A 19,479-nucleotide genomic window follows, 5' to 3' on the forward strand; every position below is an offset into this window, starting at 1 on the left:
CAGGAGGGATGGCGTGCAACAGAACGCAATTGCCAACACCCCTTCGAGCCACCCGGCACGCTCACCCTCGGGCGAGGAGTGTGAGCATAGCGACACGGTCAACCGTCTACCCCGGGGTAGGCGGCATTGTCCCCGAACGGCACAATCGAGCGGTCAAGATCTGCCAGACCCGGTATTCCCATTGTCGAACGTCTGTTCTAGAATTCCGCCGTCGTAGCCGGACGACCCCATGAAGACGGAGACTGTATCCCGATGAGCCTGGACACCACCACATCCGAGAAAGCCGCCGACGCGGACGCTCCCGCCACGGACAACGGCGCCGAGGCCGCTCAGCCGAAGCGTGGCCGCGCGAAGGGCGCCGGCCGCAAGACCCGCACGATCGAGCTCACGCTGACCGTGACCGGTACGGCCGACGGCGACTGGCAGGCCGAACTCAAGCAGGGCAGCACCTGGGTGGCCCGCGGCCTGGCCGTTTCATCCTCGGCCGTGTCCCGTGCGGCCAAGGAGCTGCACACCGACCTGTCCACCCCGATCGACGAGGTGATCAACGAGGCGCGCGAGCAACAGAAGGCCAAGGTCGCCCAGCTCGAGGCCGAACTGGAGCAGGCGAAGCAGGCGCTCGCCGATCTCGACTCCTGATTCTCTGCCCAGGGGGTTGCCCCAGCGGATATCGTGAGTTCCGCGCGGCAGCCCCGTGGCACGGACACCGCGTCGCCAAGCTCGCCGGGGCGGATGCTTACTCGATCAGGCATCCGCCCCGGCGTCTGTTTTTCCGCCGGATGCCGCCGTCGGAGCGGGCGCCGAGAAACTGAGGTAAGGCAAGGCTCAACAGGGCGACGACTACTCGCGCCCCGGCGGTCCGCGGCCGAATGAAAAACGCCGGTACGTGCTTGAATGGCCTCATGGCCGACCCCACCGATGCCGTGCCCAAGCACTCCTCCGAGCCTCACCGCGAAGGCCTCGGGGGCCGGCTGAACTGGCTGCGAGCTGGGGTGCTCGGCGCCAACGACGGCATCGTCTCGGTCGCGGGCCTGGTCGTCGGCGTCGCCGGAGCGACCATCGAACGCACCGCCATTCTGCTCGCCGGAATAGCCGGACTGGTCGCGGGCGCGCTTTCCATGGCGGGTGGCGAATACGTCTCCGTCAGTACCCAACGCGATACCGAGCGTGCCATGCTCAAACTGGAAAAGCATGAGCTGAAAACCATGCCGGAGGCCGAGGAGCGCGAGCTCGCCGGGATCTACGAGGCGAAGGGGCTCTCGGCGAACCTGGCGGCGCAGGTCGCCCGTGAACTCACCGAAAGGGACGCCTTCCAGGCGCATGCCGAGGCCGAACTCGGTATCGATCCGGACGAGCTGACCAGCCCGTACCAGGCGGCGGGGGCTTCGTTCATCGCGTTCGCCGTGGGCGCACTGCTCCCCGTGCTGGCCATCACGCTGCCGCCGACCACTTGGCGAGTGTGGACCTGCGGTCTGGCGGTGGCGGCGGGGCTCGCGATCACCGGCTACGTCAGCGCACGGCTCGGCAACGCCGGCCCGGGTCGCGCCGTGCTGCGCAACGTCGCGGTCGGAGCCCTGACGATGCTGATCACCTACTACGCGGGGCATCTCTTCGGTGCCACGCTCGGTTGACCGGAGGCCCGGCCTCGGTCCCGAATTGGTCTAGACAATATGGCGGTTCGCGGGCCAGGTGCCAGGGGCACGTCGCGTTCCCTTTCCCCGCACGAGCATCAATGGTGAAGACCGCGCCCGAACGCCTTTGAAACGCAGGCTAAGCGAGCCGGGAAAACCGGCGCATGGCACGATGAGGCCGTGAGCAGCGAGGAGCACGAACGCAGCGGCCCGGACGGCCTCGGGGCCGTGCCCTACATCCCGTTGTCGCCCGAAGGCGCCTCGGGCGGTTCCGACGGGCAGTCGATCGGGACTCTGGTCGGCCAGGCGACCCAGCACATGTCGACGCTGGTCAGGGCCGAGGTCGAGCTGGCCAAGTCGGAGGTCGTCGGAGAGGTCAAAAAGGGCCTCACCGGCAGTGTCTACTTCATCATCGCCGGTGTGATCGGGCTCTACAGCTCCTTCTTCTTCTTTTTCTTCCTGGGCGAGTTGCTCTCCGACCTGTGGGGACTGCGCTGGCCGGCGTTTCTCACCGTCTTCGGCCTGATGCTCGTGGTCACCGCACTGTTCGCCCTGCTCGGCTGGCGCAAGCTGAAGAAGCTCCGCGCACCCGAACGCACCATCAGCAGCGTCAAGGAAACCGCCGCGGCGCTCAAACCGCGGCGCGAACCCGTCGCCTGACCTCCTGCTCCTCACCGTGTCGCCGCCCGATCCATCCTCCGTCCGGATCGACGGGCCATGGACGCATCGCGACGTCTCCGCCAACGGCATCCGCCTGCACATCGCGGAGGCGGGCCAAGGCCCGACCGTGCTCCTGCTGCACGGATTCCCCGAGTTCTGGTGGGCCTGGCGATACCAGTTGCTCGCACTCGCCGACGCCGGGTTCCACGCGGTCGCGGCGGATCTCCGCGGCTACGGCGACTCCGACAAACCCCCGCGTGGCTATGACGGGTGGACTCTCGCCGGCGACATCGCCGGGCTCGTCCGCGCACTCGGCGAGCGTAGGGCGCATCTGGTCGGGCACGCCTGGGGCGGGATGCTCGCGTGGACCGTGGCCGCGCTGCACCCGCGCGTCGTCGAGTCGGTGAGCGTGCTCGGCGGGGCGCATCCGCTCGCGTTCCGGTCCGCGGTGGGGCGCCGGGCCGGCCAGGTCCGTGCGGCCGCTCATCTCTACCGCTTCCAGGTGCCGATGGCGCCGGAACGCCGCCTGCTCGCCGACGACGCCGCCATGGTCGAGGACCTGATGCGCGCGTGGTCAGGTCCGCGGTGGCCCACGACGGACGATTTCACCGAAACGGCAAGAAGTTTCCGGCAGGCGATGCTCGTTCCCGGTGTCGCGCACAGCGCGCTGGAGTACTACCGGTGGGCGTTTCGCGCGCAGTTCCGCGGAGACGGGCGACGGTTCAAGGCCGCCGTCGCCGGACGGCCCGCCGTGCCGGTGCTGCAACTCCACGGCGACGCCGACACCTGTGTGCTGCCGGAGACCGCCCGCGCCTCGGCTCCCTGGCAGGGGCCCGGCTCGCGGTTCGAGTCCTTGCCCGGCATCGGGCACTTCCCGCATCTGGAGGACCCGGAACGCACGACGAAAGCCGTGCTGGCCTTCCTCGGCCACGTGGCACCGGCGCGCGATCGAATTCCCTAGTGACTCACTTGGCGCAGGAACCGGTGCTCACCCGGGTGCTCATGGTCGGCGCGGCATCGATGACCGAGCGGACCTGCTTGTTGGTGAGGGTGAAGCCGGTTTCGGAGTCCTGGGTGGAGGCGCCGAAGACGACACCGACCACGTCACCGGAGGGATTGACCAGCGGACCACCGGAGTTCCCGCTCCGCACCTGTGCCCGGACGGTGAAGACGTTGCGCCGGACGGTGCTCGTTTCGTAGATGTCCGGTCCCTGCAGGGTGATCTCGTTGCGGACCCGCGCGGCGCTGGCGGTGTACGGGCCGTCGAGGGGATACCCGAGCACGATCGCGTTGTCGCCGGATTCGGCGTTATGAGGCGCCAGCGTGAGAGCCGGGGCATCCAGCCGGGGCACCGCAAGGACGGCGATGTCCACCTCGGGATCGAAGTAGACCACGCGAGCGCTGAGCCGGCCCTTGGCGGTCTCGACCGAGGTCTCGTCGGTACCCGCCACCACGTGGGCGTTGGTCACCACCCGCTGCGGAGCCACCACGAAACCGCTGCCCTCCAACGCGCGCGAGCACGACGAAGCGGTCCCGCGGATCTTCAGCACGCTGCTGCGCAACTGCTGCACGATGGCGCTGTCCTGGAGGGCGGTGTCGGGCGGCCCCGTGTCGTTGATCTCGGTCTTCTGGAAGGGATCGACGATGGTCGGGAACCCGGACACATCGAGCAGCCTGCGCAGATCCGACGGGAGGCTCTCGGCGGCGGGAGGCATCGCCTTGTCGACCGCCCCGAGGACGGTCGAATCGTTGATCGCCTTGGCCAGTCCGGGCAGCGCGGCGACACCGGTCAGGGGTACCGCGATCAGCCAGGCGACCACCAGCACCACCAGGCCCTGGACGATCGCGCCGAGGGTCTGATCGATTCCGGAGAGCTTTTCGGTGTTGAACCGTCGCTTGATCGCGTACTTGACCCGGCGTCCCGCCCACACCCCCAGCGTCTCGCCCAGAGCCACCAGGAAGACCACCGTGGCGACCGCGAACGCCACCTTCGCCGCGGGGTTGGCGAAGAAGCCGACGACGAACGGTGCCAGCCGGATGCCCCCGATCGCGCCGGCGACCACGCCGACGAGGGCGGGCAGCGCGATCACGACCCCTTGGCGCGCGCCCGAGATGGCGGCGAGCAGCGCCAGCACGATGACCAGCGCGTCGACCCAGTTCACCTGTTCTCCCACCCCGCTAGGTCACGGACATCGCCGGTGTCCCATTCGCGTTCCCAGCCGGCCACCGACAACAGCACCGAAAGCAGACCGGCGGTGAAGCCCCAGATGAACAACCCATCCACGGAGAAAGCCGGCCCCTTCCAGTTCGCCCCCGCCCGCCGCACCAGGAACCGGTTCGCCGGGTCGGCGAGATCGGCTATGGCGATCCTGGCCACCGCAGCCGTCTCGGCGGGATCAACGGCGTGAACGGGCGACGGGTTCACCCAGTGCGCGATCACGGGGGTGACCGAGAATCCGGATACCGGAACGAACAACTCCGGCAACACCGCGACCGGCCGGACCCCGACCGGATCGACGCCGGTTTCCTCCTCGGCCTCGCGCAGCGCCGTGGCCACCGGGTCCTCGTCATGGTCCTCCGCGCCGCCACCGGGGAAGGCCACCTGTCCGGCGTGCGAACCAAGGGTGTCAGCCCGCCGCAACAGCAACACGTCCGGGCCGCGGTGCCCCTCTCCGAACAGGATCAGCACCGACGCGGCCCGGGTGGAACCGTTGCGCGGCGGACTGAACCGGGTGAACGTCGAGGCGTCTAATTCATGGCTCACCTCGACCAGCGGACGCAGCCAGCCGGGCACCGAGGTGGCGTCGACGAGGGGACCGTTCAACGCGCCTCCACCGCGGCGCTCACCTGGTCGGCGTTGACGAAGATCCGGGGATTGGAGATGAAGCGGACCTGCCCGTCAGCCGTCACGAGGAACGAGGCCGGCAGCGCGGGAGGCACCTTGAGGGCCGCGCTGACCGGGCCGGTGGTTCCGGTGCCGTCGTACACGACCGGCAGGTGTACACCCAAGTGGGTGAGTAGCGCCAGTCCCTCCCCGGGCACACCGGCCACTTGTACGGTGAGCACCCGGGCCGCGCCCGGCCGCGCGGCGTAACCGTCAAGCACGGGAAGTTCGGTCTTGCAGGGCTCGCACCACGTGGCCCAGACGTTGACGAGGGTGGTGTGACCGGCAAGCGCGTGGCCCAGATCGACGGTCGAGCCGTCGCCCAGACACGGCGCGGTGACTCCCGTCAAGGTGGGGACTTCGCCGCTTCCCGACGGACAGGGTGCCAGCGCGGCGGCCGCCCTGGCACCGGAGAGATCCGGCGCCGGGGCGCTCGGGGACCGATCGGACAGGCGCGGAAGGAACGCCACGATCAGGCCGAGTACCAGCACTCCGGCCACCAGCGCCCATCTCGTCGCCCGGGTCACGGCGTTCGCACCATCGCCAGTAGATGATCTCGCTCCGGCCCCTTGACCAGCTTCGCCGCCTCGTCGAAGCCGGTCGGCCCGGTGCCGAAGGACGGGCAGTCACGGGCCAGCGGGCAGGCGCCGCAAGCCGGCTTGCGCGAATGGCAGACACGGCGCCCGTGGAAGATGACGCGATGCGACAGCATCGTCCAATCCTTGCGGGGGATCAGCTCGCCGACCGCCCGCTCGACCTTGACCGGATCCTCTTCGGCGGTCCAGCGCCAGCGGCGCACCAACCGCCCGAAGTGCGTGTCCACCGTGATCCCGGGCACGTCGAAGGCATTGCCGAGCACCACGTTGGCCGTCTTACGGCCGACTCCGGGCAGGGTGACCAGGTCGTCGAGCTTGCCGGGCACCTCGCCGTCGAACCGCTCCACGAGGGCCGCGCCCAGACCGAGCACCGAGTTGGCCTTCGCGCGGAAGAACCCGGTCGGGCGAAGGTACTCCTCGAGTTCGGTACGGTCCGCTCCCGCGTAGTCCTGTGCGGTGGGGTAACGGGCGAACAGGGCCGGGGTGACCTCGTTGACCCGCTTGTCCGTGGTCTGTGCCGACAGCACGACGGCGACCAGCAGCTCGAGCGGAGTGGTGAAGTCCAGCTCGCAATGCGCGTCCGGGTAGGCCTCGGCCAGGCAACGCAGCATGCGGCGTGCGCGTCTCACCAGAGCTAGCCGAGTCTCATCTTCACCCTTACGGGGTGGCTTGTAACGGACGACATCGGGCACCCCGATAGCCTACGGAAGGTCCCCGGGATACTTGTACGAGGCCGACCCGCCGCTAGCACCTGACCACCTGGATCGAAGCGCTGTAAGCGAGGATCTGACGTTGACCACTGTTTGGTTCGTAGTCGCGGTGCCTGTTGTGATGATGTTCTTCGCGCTCGCCATGGAGCGGGTGGAAAGCCGCCTCAAGCACGTGGCCGTCCAGGAGGAGGAGGTCGAGGAGTTCCTTGAGCAGGCCCGCCCGAACGAGGTCAGGGCGCTCTACGGGCACGGCATCGGTCGCGCTCTGGAGTTGTTCCGGCTACGCCGTTTGGGTGGTCGAGCCGCCAAGCTTCGTCCTCGTCGCACGCGGAGTTGACTTCGCGCACTCCGCATTGTCTCGCTGACGATCACTACGCGCACGGAGCGTGCCCTGTCGGGCATCTCTGACCACCCACAACGGGCACGTTCGACGTGGGAGTTAAGGTGACTGGTCGGACGAGGCGTTCGCTCCGGCTGCGGCACTACCATGCTGATCGGAGCAGCGTGCGGCGTTCTCGCCCGAACGGCTTACACTGCACGCACGAAAGTGATCGGCGCCACTTCCCGCAGTAGGAAACGCGGCGTCATCGAGGAGGAGGCACGAGGTGGACGAAACCCTGGCCCGGGCGGGCATCTTCCAGGGGGTGGAACCAGCCGCGGCCGAGGCGCTCGCGCAGACCTTGGAGACCGTGGAGTTCCCGCGCGGCCACGTGATCTTCACCGAAGGCGAACCCGGCGACAAGTTGTACATCATCCTGTCCGGCAAGGTGAAGATCGGGCGGAAGTCCCCGGACGGCCGCGAGAACCTGCTGTGGATCGCCGGTCAGTCGGACATGTTCGGTGAGCTGTCCATCTTCGATCCGGGTCCGCGCACGTCCAGCGCGACCACGGTGACCGAGGTGCGCGCCGTGAGCATGGACCGGCCCTCGCTGCGCAAGTGGATCTCCACGCGTCCCGAGATCGCCGAGCAGTTACTGCGTGTGATCGCCCGGCGCCTGCGACGGACGAACAACATGGTGGCCGAGCTGATCTTCACCGACGTGCCGGGCCGCGTGGCCCGGGCGCTGCTGCACTTCGCGCAGCGTTTCGGCAGCCAAGAGGCCGGCATTCTGCGCGTCACTCACGATCTGACGCAGGAGGAGATCGCCCAGTACGTGGGCGCGTCCCGCGAGACGGTGAACAAGGCCCTCGCCGATTTCGCCCACCGCGGCTGGCTGCGGCTGGAAGGCAAGAGCGTCCTGATCCTCGATCCGGAGCGCCTCGCCCGCCGAGCCCGCTGACCTCCAAGGCAGCGACGCTCCCGCCGTTATCGAGGAAGGTGGCTTTACTACGGATCATCCGTAGTAAAGCCACCTTCCTCGTGTTCGCCTGAGATCGCCGTACCCCTGCGAAGCCGACACCGGGCTCCCAACCCGCACAGAGCGGGGGCCTGGGGGTTCGATCCCCAGTGTGACTCTGGACTGCTCCGGCGAAGCGCCCCCGGCGCGGGCAGGGGCAGACCGAAACGAAGGACCGGGCGCCACCCCCGACGTGGCGCACCGGTCCTTCGCTCATGCGCGGGCCATCCCCCGACAGACCGCGCTCCCCGCCCTCCGGTTGTTAGGCCCCGACCCGATCCGGAGGGAGTTCTTCTGTTATGTCAACCATGCCACGGCACCTACCCCGAAGTTCAAGGCCGTTCACCCCCAAAGACGCCACCGTGGCCGGTTCGTTGCGTGAGCCCGCGAAAAAGTTTGGGCTCGTTATCGAACCGAGACTTACCTACCCCAACCGCCGGGGAACCGACACCAACTGGTACCGGCGTACCAATGTGCGGCATACTGGTACGCATGTCCCAGACTCGGCTCTCGCTCGCCGACTACCGAACCGCCCTGACCACGCCTGGCATGGCGTGGCCGGTCGTGGCGTCCGTGTTCGCGCGCCTGCCCATCGCGATGGTCGGCCTGTCCGCGCTGCTGTACGTCCAGCGGGAGACCGGCTCCTTCGCGACCGCCGGCCTGGTCTCGGCCGGAAGCCTGGTCGGGGTCGCGCTCGGCGCGGTCGTTCAGGGCAGACTGATCGACCGGTTCGGCCCGACGCGGCCGCTGCTGGCCATCTCCGTGCTCTTCGCCATCGCGATCGCGGCGCTCGCCGTAGCCATCGAGGCGCACGCCTCGACGCCCCTGCTGGTGCTTCTCGGTGTCGGGATCGGTGTCACCGAGCCGATGATCGGCTCCGCGTCCCGCGCGCTGTGGGGGCGGGTGGCCAGCGCCGGCTCCGTGCGGCACGCCGCCTGGTCGTACGAGGCCATCAGCATGGAGACGTTCTTCATCCTCGGCCCCGCGCTGGCCGGGCTGCTGGTCGCCGCGCCGTGGCCGGGCACGGGGATGGCCGCGGGTGGCGCCTGCATGGTCGCCGGCGCCGTGGCGTTCGCCCTCAGCCCGGTGGTGCGCGCGTGGGGCCCGGCGGAGACGGGTCCCCGACGCTGGCTCGGCGCCCTGGTCAGCCCGGGGATGCGCACGCTCGCGTTGGCGGTCCTGGGGTTCGGCGCGGTGATCGGCTTCGTCGAGGTCGCGGTGCCCGCCGCGACCACCCTGGCCGGGCGGCCCGCGCTCGGTGGGGTGCTGCTTTCGGTGTGGTCGGTGAGTTCGGTGGCCTTCGGTGTCGCCTACAGCCTGCGCCCCTGGCCGCGGCGGATCCCGGCGCGCCTGCCTGTGCTGCTGGCCGCGTTCGGCGCGCTCGTGGCACTTTCCGCGGCCCCGTCGACGCTGTGGGGGCTGACCTTGGCCTTGCTGGCGGCCGGTGCCCTGATCACCCCGCAGTCGGCCATGCACTCCACCGCGATCGAGATCGTGGCCCCGGCGGGGACCGAGGCCGAAGCCTTCGGATGGGTACTCACCGCGGTGACGCTGGGGCTGGCCTTCGGTCAGTCGACCAGCGGCTACCTGGTCGAACACTATGGCCCGCCGGCGGCCTTCCTCGCCGCGGCCGGTGTGGGCCTCGCGATCGCGCTCGGCGTCTGGCTACTCCGGGGCACCGTGCGCCCGGTCTCCGAAGAATCCCTGCGGACGCCTGCGGCCTCCCCGACGGCACTGTGAAACCAGCCACGGTCTCACGAACCTCGAAGGTACTCCAACTGAGCGCGCACGCTGTGTTCAGCAGGTCCCCACAGCGCCGGATCGACGTCGGCGTACACGTGCTCGACGACCTGTCGGGCGGTCGCACCCTCGCCGAGGGCCGCCAGAGCCGCCCTCACCTGGTCGAGGCGCTGTTCGCGGTGCTCGAGGTAGCCCTGGACGGTCGAGGCCAGATCGTGGAGTTCAGGGCCGTGCCCGGGCAGGCCGGTCAGCCCCGGCGGCAGGTCGAGCAAGGTGCGCAGTGAACCCAGGTACGCGCCGAGGTCGGCCAGGACCGTCGTCCCCCGGCCCAGGATCGTGTCGCCGGTGAGCACGTGTTCACCCAGCCGCAGGCAGACCGAGTCGGCCGTGTGCCCCGGCGTGTGCAGCACTTCGATGTCGAGCCCGGCGACCGAAATCGTCTCGCCGTCGGCGAAGGACGCCGCGTCCCGGCACAGGGCCGTGTCGAACGCACGGATCGGGGCGTCGACGCGCCCGGCCAGCCACGACGCGCCTTCCGCGTGGTCGGGATGGTGGTGCGTCAACAGGATCATCGCGACCGGACCGAGCTCGGTGAGCTTCGGCAGGTGGTCGAGGTCCTCGTACCCCGGGTCGACCACCACGCACTCCGGCGCGCCCGGAGCCCGCAGCACCCAGGTGTTCGTGCCTTCCAGGGTCATGGAGGAAGGGTTGTTCTCCAGCAGCACTGAGGCCACCGCGGACACCGGACGAAGCCGGCCGTAGGCAGGATGGCTCACTTGATCACCACCCGGATCCGGTCCCCTTCACGGACAAGCGTCGGAATGATCGCTTCGACGGCACGTTCGGTGGCGAAGACTTCGGCGGCCGACGTGAACTCCGCGAGCTCACGCAGGGTCTGCCAAGTCGGGGGCATCAGCCTGCTGCGGCCCGCCTCGGCATCGGCCAGCGCTTCCTCGGGACGTTGCCACGCCGACGATTCCGCCTCCGTGGTCGCGCCGTCGGCGTTTTGGCCCTCCGGCAGCACCGCCACGAAGAAGCGGGTGTCGTAACGGCGCTTCTCCTGAACCGGTGTGATCCAGTGCGCCCAGGGCCGAAGGAGATCGGCCCGGAGGGTCAACCCGGCCTGTTCCAGAAACGCGGCCAAGGACAGCTCGCGGGAAACCAGCGCGGGCCTGGCGTCGGCATAGCGAGCGGCGTCCGCCACCACGCCGTCCGCGGCACCCGCCAGCAGCACACCGGATTCTTCGAAGGTCTCCCGGACCGCCGCGCACACCAGAGCTCGCGCGACAGCCTCCGTCCCGCTGAACCACTGCGCCCATCGCGCGGGCTCGGGACCCGCCCAGCGAACCGAGGCGTCGGCGTCACGCCGGTCCACGCCGCCGCCGGGGAAGACGGTCATCCCGGCGGCGAAGGCCATCGCGGCGACCCGGCGCTGCAAGAACACTTCCAGCCCCCGCTCACCGTCGCGCAGCAGGACGACTGTCGCCGCGTCACGAGGGACGACGGGGGTTTCCGGGACGGCGTCGGAGAACTCCATGCCGCCAGGGAGGTCGAAGCTCAGTTCAGGCACCCTGCCAACTTAGGTATCAGCCCGAGAAGCCGTCCGCCCAGGGTGCTTCGTCGTCACCGCGGGAAGAACCGTTCATCCGGACCTTCTCCGCCTCGGCGCGCTCCCGCTCGGCGAGTTCGGCGTGCAACTCGCGCAGGAGCTGACGGTCACGCTCGGACAGTTGCGGGTCGTCGAGGTCGAGTTCCGGGATCTCGATGACCTCGCCGGGGCCGATGGTCGCCGCGGCGATCGCCTTGCCCCGCTCCGGGTCCTCCGCGAGGGCCGCGCGCAACTGCGCCACCTCGGCCGAGGTGAGGTCCATGGTCCGTTCGGCACGGTCGTGCTCCGGCTCCTCGCTACGAGGGCCGAACATGTGTCCGGGACCGCTCGACCGCGGCGGCTCCTCCGAGGCCTTGGCCACGTGCCGTCCGGACTGATCGTCCGCGGACTCGGGCGGTCTCGGTGCCGAAGAAGTCACCGGAGTGCCGGCCAGCCACACCGCGGTGGCCGAGTCCAGCGCCTGGTCGTGGTAACGAGCGCGCTCCGCACCCGGTCCGGTCACCTCGACGACCGCACGGATCCCGGCGCGGCGCAACGCCGCGTCGATCCGGTAGGCGGCCGCGGGCGGGTTCCCGTCCGGCCCGATCTCGACCAGCACGACCCGCTGCGGCAGCGGGCCCGGCACGCTCCCCGCCGGAGTGTTGCGCCACACGGCGTGCACCGAGCGGAGATCAGGCAGCACCTGCAGGGTGCGGTCCAGCGCGTCGGCGATGCCCTCTTCGGGGTGGTTTTCGCCGCTGAACCGGTGCAGCACGCCGTTGTCCGCTTCCGCGTCGTTGACCGTCAGGTGGTCGGCGAGCGTCGCGTCCGAGCGGCTCAGTTCGAGGACGAGCCCGAACTCGTGCTGCTCGGATTCGCGAACCGGAAGCCGTCCCGCGATCAGCGCGCCGGTGGCCAGTTCGGCTGCCTCGTCGAGCCGCGCCCGCGCGATGAGCTCCCGCCCTTCGGACAGCGCACTGTCGTCCAGCCTGCCGGCCAACGCCAGCAGCAGGTTGTGCAACCTCAACGGCACCGCGAACCCGTCGGTCGCGGTCCCGTCATGGACCTCGGCCATGTGCCCTTCTCCCTCCAGCGGCTGGTGCATTGGCGAACCGTTACGCAGCGGCGAGCCGGTGTCCCGCGTCGACCGCACCGGTGCAGACCAGTTCCGAACTCGCCAGTGCGGCCCGGTGGTAGGCCGGAAGGTCGAACCGCGGCGGCATCACCTCGACGCTGGGCTCCTCGTCGCCCAGCACCCGCAGTACCCGCTGCAACTCGCCGGTCAACCTCGGCAGCCCGGCCACCGCGGTGATCAACAGCACCCGCTTCGGCTCCCCATTACCGCGACGCCAGCTTTCTCGTACTTCGCCCACGTCCGGCCGGCCACGCAACGTCGCGTGCACCAACGCGGACACCGGGTCCACAGAGTTCACCTGATCGGGTGCGCTCCCGGTGAATGTGTACCGGTTCTCTTCCACCTCGTCTACCCCGAGAGTGGAACTGACTTGGTGCCAGTCGGCGCCGTGCGGGACCAGTCCGGCGACCAGCAGGCGATACTCCGGTTGGTCCAGATCAATATTGTGCTTTAGCAAAGTGCGCGGGAGGGTCCTGGCGAGCGTCGGCATCGCCCCCTCACCGAGCCAGTCCCGGTACCGCCAGAGCAACTGGTCCGGCATGCGGCCGGCCAGGCGCAGCAGCAGTTCATGACATGCCGCTTCGATGTCCGGATCCATCATCGCACCTCCACGATCAGTTCGACCTCGACCGGCGCCCCCAGGGGAAGTTCGGCCACGCCGACCGCGGACCGCGCGTGCGCGCCCGCGTCCCCGAAAATCTCGCCCAGCAGCTCGGAAGCGCCGTTGATCACCGCGGGCTGGCCGGTGAACCCCTCCGCGGAGGCCACGAACCCGACCAGCTTCACCACCCGCACGATCGAGTCGACGCCGACGGCGGCATCGACCGCCGCGAGCGCGTTGAGCACACAGGTACGGGCGTGCCGCTTCGCCTCTTCCGGGCTCACCTCGGCGCCGACCTTGCCGGTCGCCGGCAGCTCGCCTCCGACGAAGGGCAACTGCCCCGAGGTGTAGACCAGCGACCCGGTACGCACCGCCGGCACGTAGGCGGCCACTGGCGCCGCGACCGGCGGCAAGGTGATCCCGAGCTCGGACAGGCGTCCGGCCCAGCTCACCCCTTCACCCGCTTGAGGTACGCGACGTGCTGTTCACCACTGGGATTGGGTAACACGGTGACCAACTCCCAGCCGTCCTCACCCCACTGGTCCAGGATCTGCTTCGTCGCGTGAATCAGCAGGGGAACGGTCGCGTACTCCCACTTGGTGGCGCTCATGCTGACAATGTATCTGCCGCGCGAAGCGCGTCCGTTGAGGGTGGCGGTGGGCGCCGATGACCGTCCGCGCATCCGCGGATTCCCGCCGTGGCCTGCGTCCCCACACCCCGCGCGCGGCTCCGGCGCTGGTTACGCTTCGGTAGTGACCACACCGCTGGTCGGCTGGACCGACGAACTCGCCCGCGCCCGTCTGCATTTCGTGACGGGCAAGGGCGGGACCGGCAAGACCACGCTCGCCGCCGCGTTAGGGCTCGCGCTGGCAAACGGCGGGCGGCGCGTGCTGCTCATCGAGGTCGAGGGCCGTCAGGGCTTCGCGCAGCTCTTCGACACCGAACCTCTGCCCTACGCCGAGCTGCGGGTCGCCTCCGCGCCGGGCGGGGGAGAACTGCGCGCCCTGCACATCGACGTCGAAGCCGCCCTGCTCGAGTACTTCGAGATGTTCTACAACCTCGGCTTCGCCGGCCGGACCCTGCGCCGGATGGGTGCGATCGAGTTCGCCACCACGCTGGCGCCCGGACTGCGGGACGTGCTTCTCACCGGAAAGATCAAGGAATGCGTCGGGCGCACCGAGTCCGACGGGCGGCACACCTACGACGCGGTGGTCGTCGACTCCCCGCCGACCGGCCGGGTGGTCAAGTTCCTCGACGTCACCAAGGCCCTGACCGACCTGGCCAAGACCGGCCCGATCCGGGCACAGGCCGAGGGGGTCGTGCGGCTACTGCACTCCGGCGAGACCGCGGTGCACCTGGTCACCCTGCTCGAGGAGATGCCCGTCCGCGAGACCGTGGAAGCGGTCGCCGAACTCGACGGCGCGGACCTGCGGCCCGGTGCCGTGCTGGTCAACCGGGTGCGGCCGCCGCGGCTGCCCGCCCGTTCGGTCAGTCCCGCCGCGGACGGCCGTGTCGACGCCTCCCGGGTACGGGCCGGGCTTTCCTCGGCCGGGATCGAGCTGCCGGAAGCGACCCTGGAAGCCCTCGTGGAAGAGACGGTCGAGCATGCCATCGGCGTCGCCGCCGAACAACGCGCCCGGGAACAGCTCGCCGAAGCCGACCTCCCGACCCTGGAACTGCCCGACCTCACCGACGGGGTGGACGTCGCCGCGCTGTACGACCTCGCCGAGGCCCTGATCGACCAAGGGGTGCGCTGAAAATGCCCGCCATCGACATCGACGCGCTCATCGACGATCCGAAGACCCGGGTGGTGGTCTGCTGCGGGTCCGGTGGCGTGGGCAAGACCACCACCGCGGCCGCGCTCGCCCTCCGCGCGGCCGAACGCGGCAGACAGACCGTGGTACTCACCATCGATCCGGCGCGCCGCCTCGCCCAGGCGCTCGGCCTGCGGGAACTGGGCAACCATCCGCGGCAGGTGCAGGTGGCCGGCTTCGAGCCCAAGGGTGAGCTGTGGGCGATGATGCTGGACATGCGGCGCACCTTCGACGACATGGTGCGCACGCACGCCGGGCCCGAACGGGCCGAGCAGCTGCTCGCGAATCCCTTCTACCAGACCATCTCCACGTCGTTCTCCGGCACGCAGGAGTACATGGCGATGGAGAAACTGGGGCAGCTCGCGGCCACCGACGAGTGGGACCTGATCGTCGTCGACACCCCGCCGAGCCGGTCCGCGCTGGACTTCCTGGACGCGCCGAGCCGGTTGTCGAGCGCGCTCGACGGCCGCATGATCCGGTTGCTCACCGGCCCGGCGAAGGCCGGCGGCCGCGGACTGCGCAAGGTGGTCACCGCCGGGTTCTCGATCTTCGCGAAGGCCGTGTCCACCATCATCGGCGGCCAGTTGCTGACCGACGCCTCCGCGTTCATGCAGGCCTTCGACAGCATGTTCGGCGGGTTCCGCGAACGGGCCCGGAAGACCGCGGAACTGCTCAGTTCCGACGGCACCGCGTTCCTGGTCGTGGCCACCCCGGAACCCGACGCGCTGCGCGAAGCCGGTTTCTTCGTGGACCGGCTGTCGGGGGAGGCCATGCCGCTGTCCGGCCTGGTGGTGAACCGGACGCATCCGGTCCTGGCGGACCTGTCCGCCACGGCCGCGTTGTCGGCCGCCGAAAAGGTCGAGTCCACCGCGCCGCTGGCCACCGCGGTGCTGCGCCTGCACGCGGACCGGGTGGCGCTGGCCGACCGGGAACGACGGCTGCTGGCCCGGTTCACCAGAGCGCATCCGGAAGTGCCGGTCGTCGGTGTGCCGGCACTTCCCGGCGACGTGCACGACCTCGCCGGTCTCCGGGAGATCGGCGAACGGTTATCCACGGATCTCTCCGGCGTGACCGGCCCCCCGCGCCCGCGACCACCCGGTCAGGAAATCTCCGCGTAGTCCCGTTTGGCGGATTCGAGCAGTTCGGCCCAGGATGTCACGTCGGGACGGCGGCGCAGCAGCGCACGACGCTCGCGCTCGGTCATTCCACCCCAGATGCCGAAGTCGATCCGGTTGTCCAGCGCTTCGGCCAGGCACTCGGTCCGCACCGGGCAACCCATGCAGACGACTTTGGCCCGGTTCTGCTCGGCTCCCCGCACGAACAGCTCGTCCGGATCGGCGTCACGGCACAGTGCCGCGCCCCGCCAGCTCTGTTGTTGATTGGAGTCCATGCCCCCAGCTCCCTCACATCGGCTCACGTGCCCCTCGTACGTGAGACGTTGACGGACCTTAGGGCCAATCGGTTCCCCTCGCCAAGATCTCGCGGACATTTTGTTACCGGAAAACGTCGCGCCGTGACCGTCGACGTGGTAAATACCCCGCACGTCGTGGGCCGGATATGTGATCCGGTTACCCTGACCGGGTGCGGAAGACGGATGCTTTCTTCAAGTTGATCGGCCTGTGCCTGCTCGCCGGGATCCTGGTAGCCGGAGTGCTCTTTCCGGTCGCCGGGGCGGCGGGGATGGCATCGAACACCGCGAGCGAGACCGTCGACTCGATGTCCGTCGAGCTGGCGAACGTACCGCCCCCGCTGGTGACCACGATCACCGATTCGGCGGGCAGCCCGATCGCCACGCTGTATGACCAGTACCGCATCCCGACCGCGACCAACCAGATCAACGACGCCATGCGCTGGGCCCTGATCTCGGTGGAGGACAAGCGCTTCCTCGATCACCACGGCGTCGACTGGCAGGGCACCCTGCGCGCCGCGCTGAGCAACGGCGCCGGCGGCGAGACCCAGGGTGCGTCCACGCTGGACCAGCAGTACGTCAAGAACTATCTGATCAACGTCATCTACCGCAACGACGAAGTCGGCCAGCGGAAGGCGCAGGAGCAGTCGCTCGCCCGCAAGATCAAGGAAGCGCGGATCGCGATCCAGCTCGAGACCAAGATGGACAAGGACCAGGTCCTGACCAGCTACCTCAACGTCGTCGAGTTCTCACGCAAGATCTACGGCATCGGCGCGGCCGCGCAGTCCTACTTCAACACCACGCCGGAAAAGCTGACCGTCACGCAGGCGGCGCTGCTCGCCGGGATGGTCAACAACCCGCCCTACTACGACCCGTGGAACCACCCGCAGCGCGCCACCGAGCGGCGGAACCTGGTGCTCGACCGCATGGTGGAGAACCAGAAACTCGCCGCGAAGGACGCGGAACGGCTCAAGGCCGAGCCGCTGGGCGTGGTCCCGGACGGGCCGAGCAAGCCCCCGTCGAACTGCACGGGTGCGGGCCCGGAGAACGGCTTCTTCTGCCAGTACGTGCAGGACTACCTGCTCACCAACGGAATGACCAAGGAAGACCTCTACACCGGCGGCTACACGATCCGGACCACAATGGACCAGAACGCCAACCACCTGGCCAAGGTCTCGGCCGAAACGCAGGTGAAGAAGAACCAGAAGAACGTGGCGAACACGCTTTCCCTGGTACGGCCGGGGAAGGACCGGCACGAAGTGGTCGCGCTGGCGGCCAACCGCGACTACGGCACCGACTCGACCAAGGGCCAGACCACCTACGCGCTGCCGTCCGATGTGTCCAATGTGACCGGTGCGGGATCCAGCTACAAGATCTTCACCACCGCGTCCGCGCTGGAACAGCACAAGGTCGGCATCTACAGCACCATCCAGACACCACAAAGCTATGTGTCCAAGGTCTTCATCGGTGGATTCAAACCGGGATGCCCCGCGGTCGCGCAAGGCACCTGGGCCTATTGCCTGCAGAACTACGGTGAAGGCAACTACGGACCGCAAATGAGCCTCCAGCAGGCCTTGGCCACCTCTCCCAACACCGGTTTCGTGATCTTGGAAGAGCAGGCGGGACTGGGCCCGATCCTGGACATGAGCCGACGGCTCGGGATGCGGAACACCATGGCCTCCAACTCGGCCAACGGCGGCAATGTCGATCCGAAGAATCCCAGGCCGGAATACAACATGCCGCAGCAGAAGTTCTACGGCCCCGGCGGCATATCGAGGAACGGCCTCGGTGCCTTCACCCTCGGGGTGAGCCCGACCAGCGGTCTCGAACTCGCCAACGTCGCGGCCACGATCGTCAGCGGCGGCGTGTGGTGCCCGCCCACGCCCCTCAAGCAGATCACCGACCGGGACGGCAAGCCGGTCTCGCCGATCCACGAAGCACCGTGCGAGCAGGCCGTCCCCGCGGGCTTGGCGAACAGCCTGGCCGTCGGGATGAGCAAGGACATCGAGGCCGGGGGCACGGCGCACGGAGCCGTTCCCCCGGGCTGGAACCGCCCCACCATGGGCAAGACCGGGACCACCGACGTCAGCGGTTCCGGTGCCTTCGTCGCCGCGGTGCCCCAGATGGCGGGCGCGGCGATGGTGTTCCGCCCCGACTACCCGATCGGCGGCCTGATCGACGGGGGCCCCGGCAACGTCACCGCGGTCCCGGGCACGGGCGATGGCAACATGTTCGGTGGCAAGACACCGGCGCGAACCTGGTTCGGGGCGATGGCTCCGCTGTTGGCCAACCAGCCGGTGGTACCGCTGCCGCCGTCGGACCCGGCCTACGAACGTTGACCGCCACGTATCCTCGACCGCGTGGGGACAGACAGTGAGCAAGACTGAAGAGACCACCAGTACGGCCGTGACCACGGCGCTGAAGTTCGCGGCGGCCACCGCCGCGGTCGGCGCCGCCACCGTCGGCTACGCCGTCGGGATCGAGAGACGGCACTGGACGCTGCGGACCGCCGAACTGCCCGTGCTCGCGGCGGGCGCCCGGCCGATCCGGGTGCTGCACGTGTCCGATCTGCACATGCTCCCGGGCCAGAAGTCCAAGCAACGCTGGGTCGGCAGGCTGCACGAACTCCAGCCCGATCTGGTCGTCAACACCGGCGACAACCTGGCCCATCCGCAGGCGGTGCCCGCGGTGCTGCGGGCGCTCGGGCCGCTCCTCCATCTGCCCGGTGTGTTCGTCTTCGGCAGCAACGACTACTACGCGCCCAAGCCGAAGAATCCGGCGCGGTACCTGATGCCGCGCGGCAAGAAGAAGCGCGTGCACGGACGGCACCTGCCCTGGCGCGACCTCCGTGCCGCGTTCGTGGAGCACGGGTGGACGGATCTCACCCACGTGCGGAGGACCGTGGAGGTCGCCGGCCAGACCGTCTTCGCCGCCGGACTGGACGACCCCCACCTGCGTCGCGACCGCTACCGCGAGATCGCCGGGCAAGCCGACCCCGACGCCGTGCTCCGGCTCGGCGTTACCCATTCGCCCGAGCCGCGGGTCCTCGACCCGTTCGCCTCCGACGGCTACGACCTCGTGCTCGCCGGGCACACCCATGGCGGCCAGCTCCGCGTCCCCGGCTTCGGCGCGATCGTCACCAACTGTGAGCTCGATCGCTCTCGCGCCCGTGGCGTCTCGCGATGGGGCGCGCGGATGTGGTTGCACGTCTCCGCAGGCCTGGGCACTTCTCCCTACGCCCCGGCGCGGTTCGCCTGCCCGCCCGAGGCGAGCCTGCTCACCCTGGTGCCACGCGAAACCCCGGTCGCCGGAGCCGGAAAGGAAACCCGGAGGCAAGCGCGCAGCGACGTCCGCTAGACTCTGTTCCGGCCCGTT

At 69.3% G+C, this 19,479-nt stretch carries 22 protein-coding genes; 11 read left to right on the forward strand and 11 right to left on the reverse strand.

Annotation, left to right across the window (positions count from 1 at the left end):
• Nucleotides 1-252 precede the first annotated feature (252 nt).
• The 4 genes from ACFSXZ_RS14825 to ACFSXZ_RS14840 all read left to right on the forward strand — a co-directional run bounded on the left by ACFSXZ_RS14825 (nucleotide 253) and on the right by ACFSXZ_RS14840 (nucleotide 3,252).
• Nucleotides 253-639: a DUF6319 family protein gene (locus ACFSXZ_RS14825; protein WP_378265494.1), complete on the forward strand. Its 387-nt coding sequence runs from the start codon at nucleotides 253-255 to the stop codon at nucleotides 637-639.
• A gap of 263 nt (nucleotides 640-902) precedes the next feature.
• Nucleotides 903-1,631, forward strand: a complete 729-nt coding sequence (locus ACFSXZ_RS14830) for a VIT1/CCC1 transporter family protein (RefSeq protein ID WP_378265496.1) — start codon at nucleotides 903-905, stop codon at nucleotides 1,629-1,631.
• 180 nt (nucleotides 1,632-1,811) lie between these two features.
• Complete coding sequence (locus ACFSXZ_RS14835) at nucleotides 1,812-2,291, forward strand: phage holin family protein (RefSeq protein ID WP_378265498.1); 480 nt, start codon at nucleotides 1,812-1,814, stop codon at nucleotides 2,289-2,291.
• Between the two features lie 16 nt (nucleotides 2,292-2,307).
• The gene (locus ACFSXZ_RS14840; protein ID WP_378265500.1) at nucleotides 2,308-3,252 is read left to right on the forward strand and encodes an alpha/beta fold hydrolase; all 945 of its coding nucleotides are present in this window, start codon (nucleotides 2,308-2,310) and stop codon (nucleotides 3,250-3,252) included.
• 4 nt (nucleotides 3,253-3,256) lie between these two features.
• Here ACFSXZ_RS14840 and ACFSXZ_RS14845 read toward each other — a convergent pair whose 3' ends face one another.
• Genes ACFSXZ_RS14845 through nth form a run of 4 tightly spaced genes read right to left on the reverse strand, consistent with a single transcriptional unit; the run spans nucleotide 3,257 to nucleotide 6,382 of the window.
• The gene (locus tag ACFSXZ_RS14845; protein ID WP_378265502.1) at nucleotides 3,257-4,453 is read right to left on the reverse strand and encodes a MarP family serine protease; all 1,197 of its coding nucleotides are present in this window, start codon (nucleotides 4,451-4,453) and stop codon (nucleotides 3,257-3,259) included.
• Entirely contained in the window at nucleotides 4,450-5,115 is a 666-nt protein-coding gene (locus ACFSXZ_RS14850) for an NUDIX hydrolase (RefSeq protein ID WP_378265504.1), read from the reverse strand. The genes ACFSXZ_RS14845 and ACFSXZ_RS14850 overlap by 4 nt, the downstream gene beginning before the upstream one ends.
• Nucleotides 5,112-5,702 (reverse strand): TlpA family protein disulfide reductase, encoded by a 591-nt coding sequence (locus tag ACFSXZ_RS14855; RefSeq protein ID WP_378265506.1) that lies wholly within the window; start codon nucleotides 5,700-5,702, stop codon nucleotides 5,112-5,114. Before ACFSXZ_RS14855 ends, ACFSXZ_RS14850 begins: the two co-directional genes overlap by 4 nt.
• Entirely contained in the window at nucleotides 5,699-6,382 is a 684-nt protein-coding gene (gene nth / locus ACFSXZ_RS14860; protein WP_378266459.1) for an endonuclease III, read from the reverse strand. Before nth ends, ACFSXZ_RS14855 begins: the two co-directional genes overlap by 4 nt.
• A gap of 220 nt (nucleotides 6,383-6,602) precedes the next feature.
• Here nth and ACFSXZ_RS14865 point away from each other — a divergent pair, with 220 nt between their 5' ends.
• The 3 genes from ACFSXZ_RS14865 to ACFSXZ_RS14875 all read left to right on the forward strand — a co-directional run bounded on the left by ACFSXZ_RS14865 (nucleotide 6,603) and on the right by ACFSXZ_RS14875 (nucleotide 9,558).
• On the forward strand, nucleotides 6,603-6,818 hold the full coding sequence (locus tag ACFSXZ_RS14865) for a hypothetical protein (protein ID WP_378266460.1): 216 nt from the start codon (nucleotides 6,603-6,605) through the stop codon (nucleotides 6,816-6,818).
• Nucleotides 6,819-7,086: 268 nt separating this feature from the next.
• On the forward strand, nucleotides 7,087-7,761 hold the full coding sequence (locus tag ACFSXZ_RS14870) for a Crp/Fnr family transcriptional regulator (RefSeq protein WP_378265508.1): 675 nt from the start codon (nucleotides 7,087-7,089) through the stop codon (nucleotides 7,759-7,761).
• Nucleotides 7,762-8,310: 549 nt separating this feature from the next.
• Entirely contained in the window at nucleotides 8,311-9,558 is a 1,248-nt protein-coding gene (locus ACFSXZ_RS14875) for an MFS transporter (protein ID WP_378265510.1), read from the forward strand.
• Nucleotides 9,559-9,572: 14 nt separating this feature from the next.
• On the opposite strand, the gene ACFSXZ_RS14880 is transcribed toward ACFSXZ_RS14875, so the two are convergent.
• From ACFSXZ_RS14880 to ACFSXZ_RS14905, 6 genes are read right to left on the reverse strand one after another with little or no spacing between them, the layout of a single operon-like run.
• Nucleotides 9,573-10,334, reverse strand: coding sequence for an MBL fold metallo-hydrolase (locus ACFSXZ_RS14880; protein WP_378265512.1), 762 nt, complete (start codon nucleotides 10,332-10,334; stop codon nucleotides 9,573-9,575).
• The gene (locus ACFSXZ_RS14885) at nucleotides 10,331-11,095 is read right to left on the reverse strand and encodes an NUDIX hydrolase (RefSeq protein WP_378266461.1); all 765 of its coding nucleotides are present in this window, start codon (nucleotides 11,093-11,095) and stop codon (nucleotides 10,331-10,333) included. The genes ACFSXZ_RS14880 and ACFSXZ_RS14885 overlap by 4 nt, the downstream gene beginning before the upstream one ends.
• Nucleotides 11,096-11,144: 49 nt before the next feature.
• Nucleotides 11,145-12,221, reverse strand: coding sequence for a hypothetical protein (locus ACFSXZ_RS14890; RefSeq protein WP_378265514.1), 1,077 nt, complete (start codon nucleotides 12,219-12,221; stop codon nucleotides 11,145-11,147).
• 40 nt (nucleotides 12,222-12,261) lie between these two features.
• Nucleotides 12,262-12,879: a hypothetical protein gene (locus ACFSXZ_RS14895; protein ID WP_378266462.1), complete on the reverse strand. Its 618-nt coding sequence runs from the start codon at nucleotides 12,877-12,879 to the stop codon at nucleotides 12,262-12,264.
• Nucleotides 12,879-13,334, reverse strand: a complete 456-nt coding sequence (locus ACFSXZ_RS14900) for a RidA family protein (RefSeq protein ID WP_378265516.1) — start codon at nucleotides 13,332-13,334, stop codon at nucleotides 12,879-12,881. Before ACFSXZ_RS14900 ends, ACFSXZ_RS14895 begins: the two co-directional genes overlap by 1 nt.
• Nucleotides 13,331-13,492, reverse strand: a complete 162-nt coding sequence (locus ACFSXZ_RS14905) for a hypothetical protein (protein WP_324164400.1) — start codon at nucleotides 13,490-13,492, stop codon at nucleotides 13,331-13,333. Before ACFSXZ_RS14905 ends, ACFSXZ_RS14900 begins: the two co-directional genes overlap by 4 nt.
• A 142-nt stretch (nucleotides 13,493-13,634) precedes the next feature.
• Here ACFSXZ_RS14905 and ACFSXZ_RS14910 point away from each other — a divergent pair, with 142 nt between their 5' ends.
• The gene (locus ACFSXZ_RS14910; RefSeq protein ID WP_378265518.1) at nucleotides 13,635-14,639 is read left to right on the forward strand and encodes an ArsA-related P-loop ATPase; all 1,005 of its coding nucleotides are present in this window, start codon (nucleotides 13,635-13,637) and stop codon (nucleotides 14,637-14,639) included.
• 2 nt (nucleotides 14,640-14,641) lie between these two features.
• Nucleotides 14,642-15,814: an ArsA family ATPase gene (locus ACFSXZ_RS14915; protein WP_378265520.1), complete on the forward strand. Its 1,173-nt coding sequence runs from the start codon at nucleotides 14,642-14,644 to the stop codon at nucleotides 15,812-15,814.
• Here the strand turns inward: ACFSXZ_RS14915 and ACFSXZ_RS14920 are convergent.
• The gene (locus ACFSXZ_RS14920) at nucleotides 15,796-16,086 is read right to left on the reverse strand and encodes a WhiB family transcriptional regulator (RefSeq protein WP_378265522.1); all 291 of its coding nucleotides are present in this window, start codon (nucleotides 16,084-16,086) and stop codon (nucleotides 15,796-15,798) included. The genes ACFSXZ_RS14915 and ACFSXZ_RS14920 overlap by 19 nt on opposite strands.
• 191 nt (nucleotides 16,087-16,277) lie before the next feature.
• Between ACFSXZ_RS14920 and ACFSXZ_RS14925 the strand changes: the two genes are divergently transcribed.
• Both ACFSXZ_RS14925 and ACFSXZ_RS14930 read left to right on the forward strand, forming a co-directional pair.
• Nucleotides 16,278-18,443: a transglycosylase domain-containing protein gene (locus tag ACFSXZ_RS14925; RefSeq protein WP_378265524.1), complete on the forward strand. Its 2,166-nt coding sequence runs from the start codon at nucleotides 16,278-16,280 to the stop codon at nucleotides 18,441-18,443.
• 79 nt (nucleotides 18,444-18,522) lie between these two features.
• Nucleotides 18,523-19,461 carry a metallophosphoesterase gene (locus ACFSXZ_RS14930; RefSeq protein WP_378266463.1) on the forward strand — a complete coding sequence of 313 codons (939 nt, stop codon included), beginning with the start codon at nucleotides 18,523-18,525 and terminating at the stop codon, nucleotides 19,459-19,461.
• Nucleotides 19,462-19,479: the final 18 nt, after the last annotated feature.

This window comes from Amycolatopsis pigmentata (genome assembly GCF_042684065.1).
GTDB lineage: Bacteria > Actinomycetota > Actinomycetes > Mycobacteriales > Pseudonocardiaceae > Amycolatopsis_E > Amycolatopsis_E pigmentata.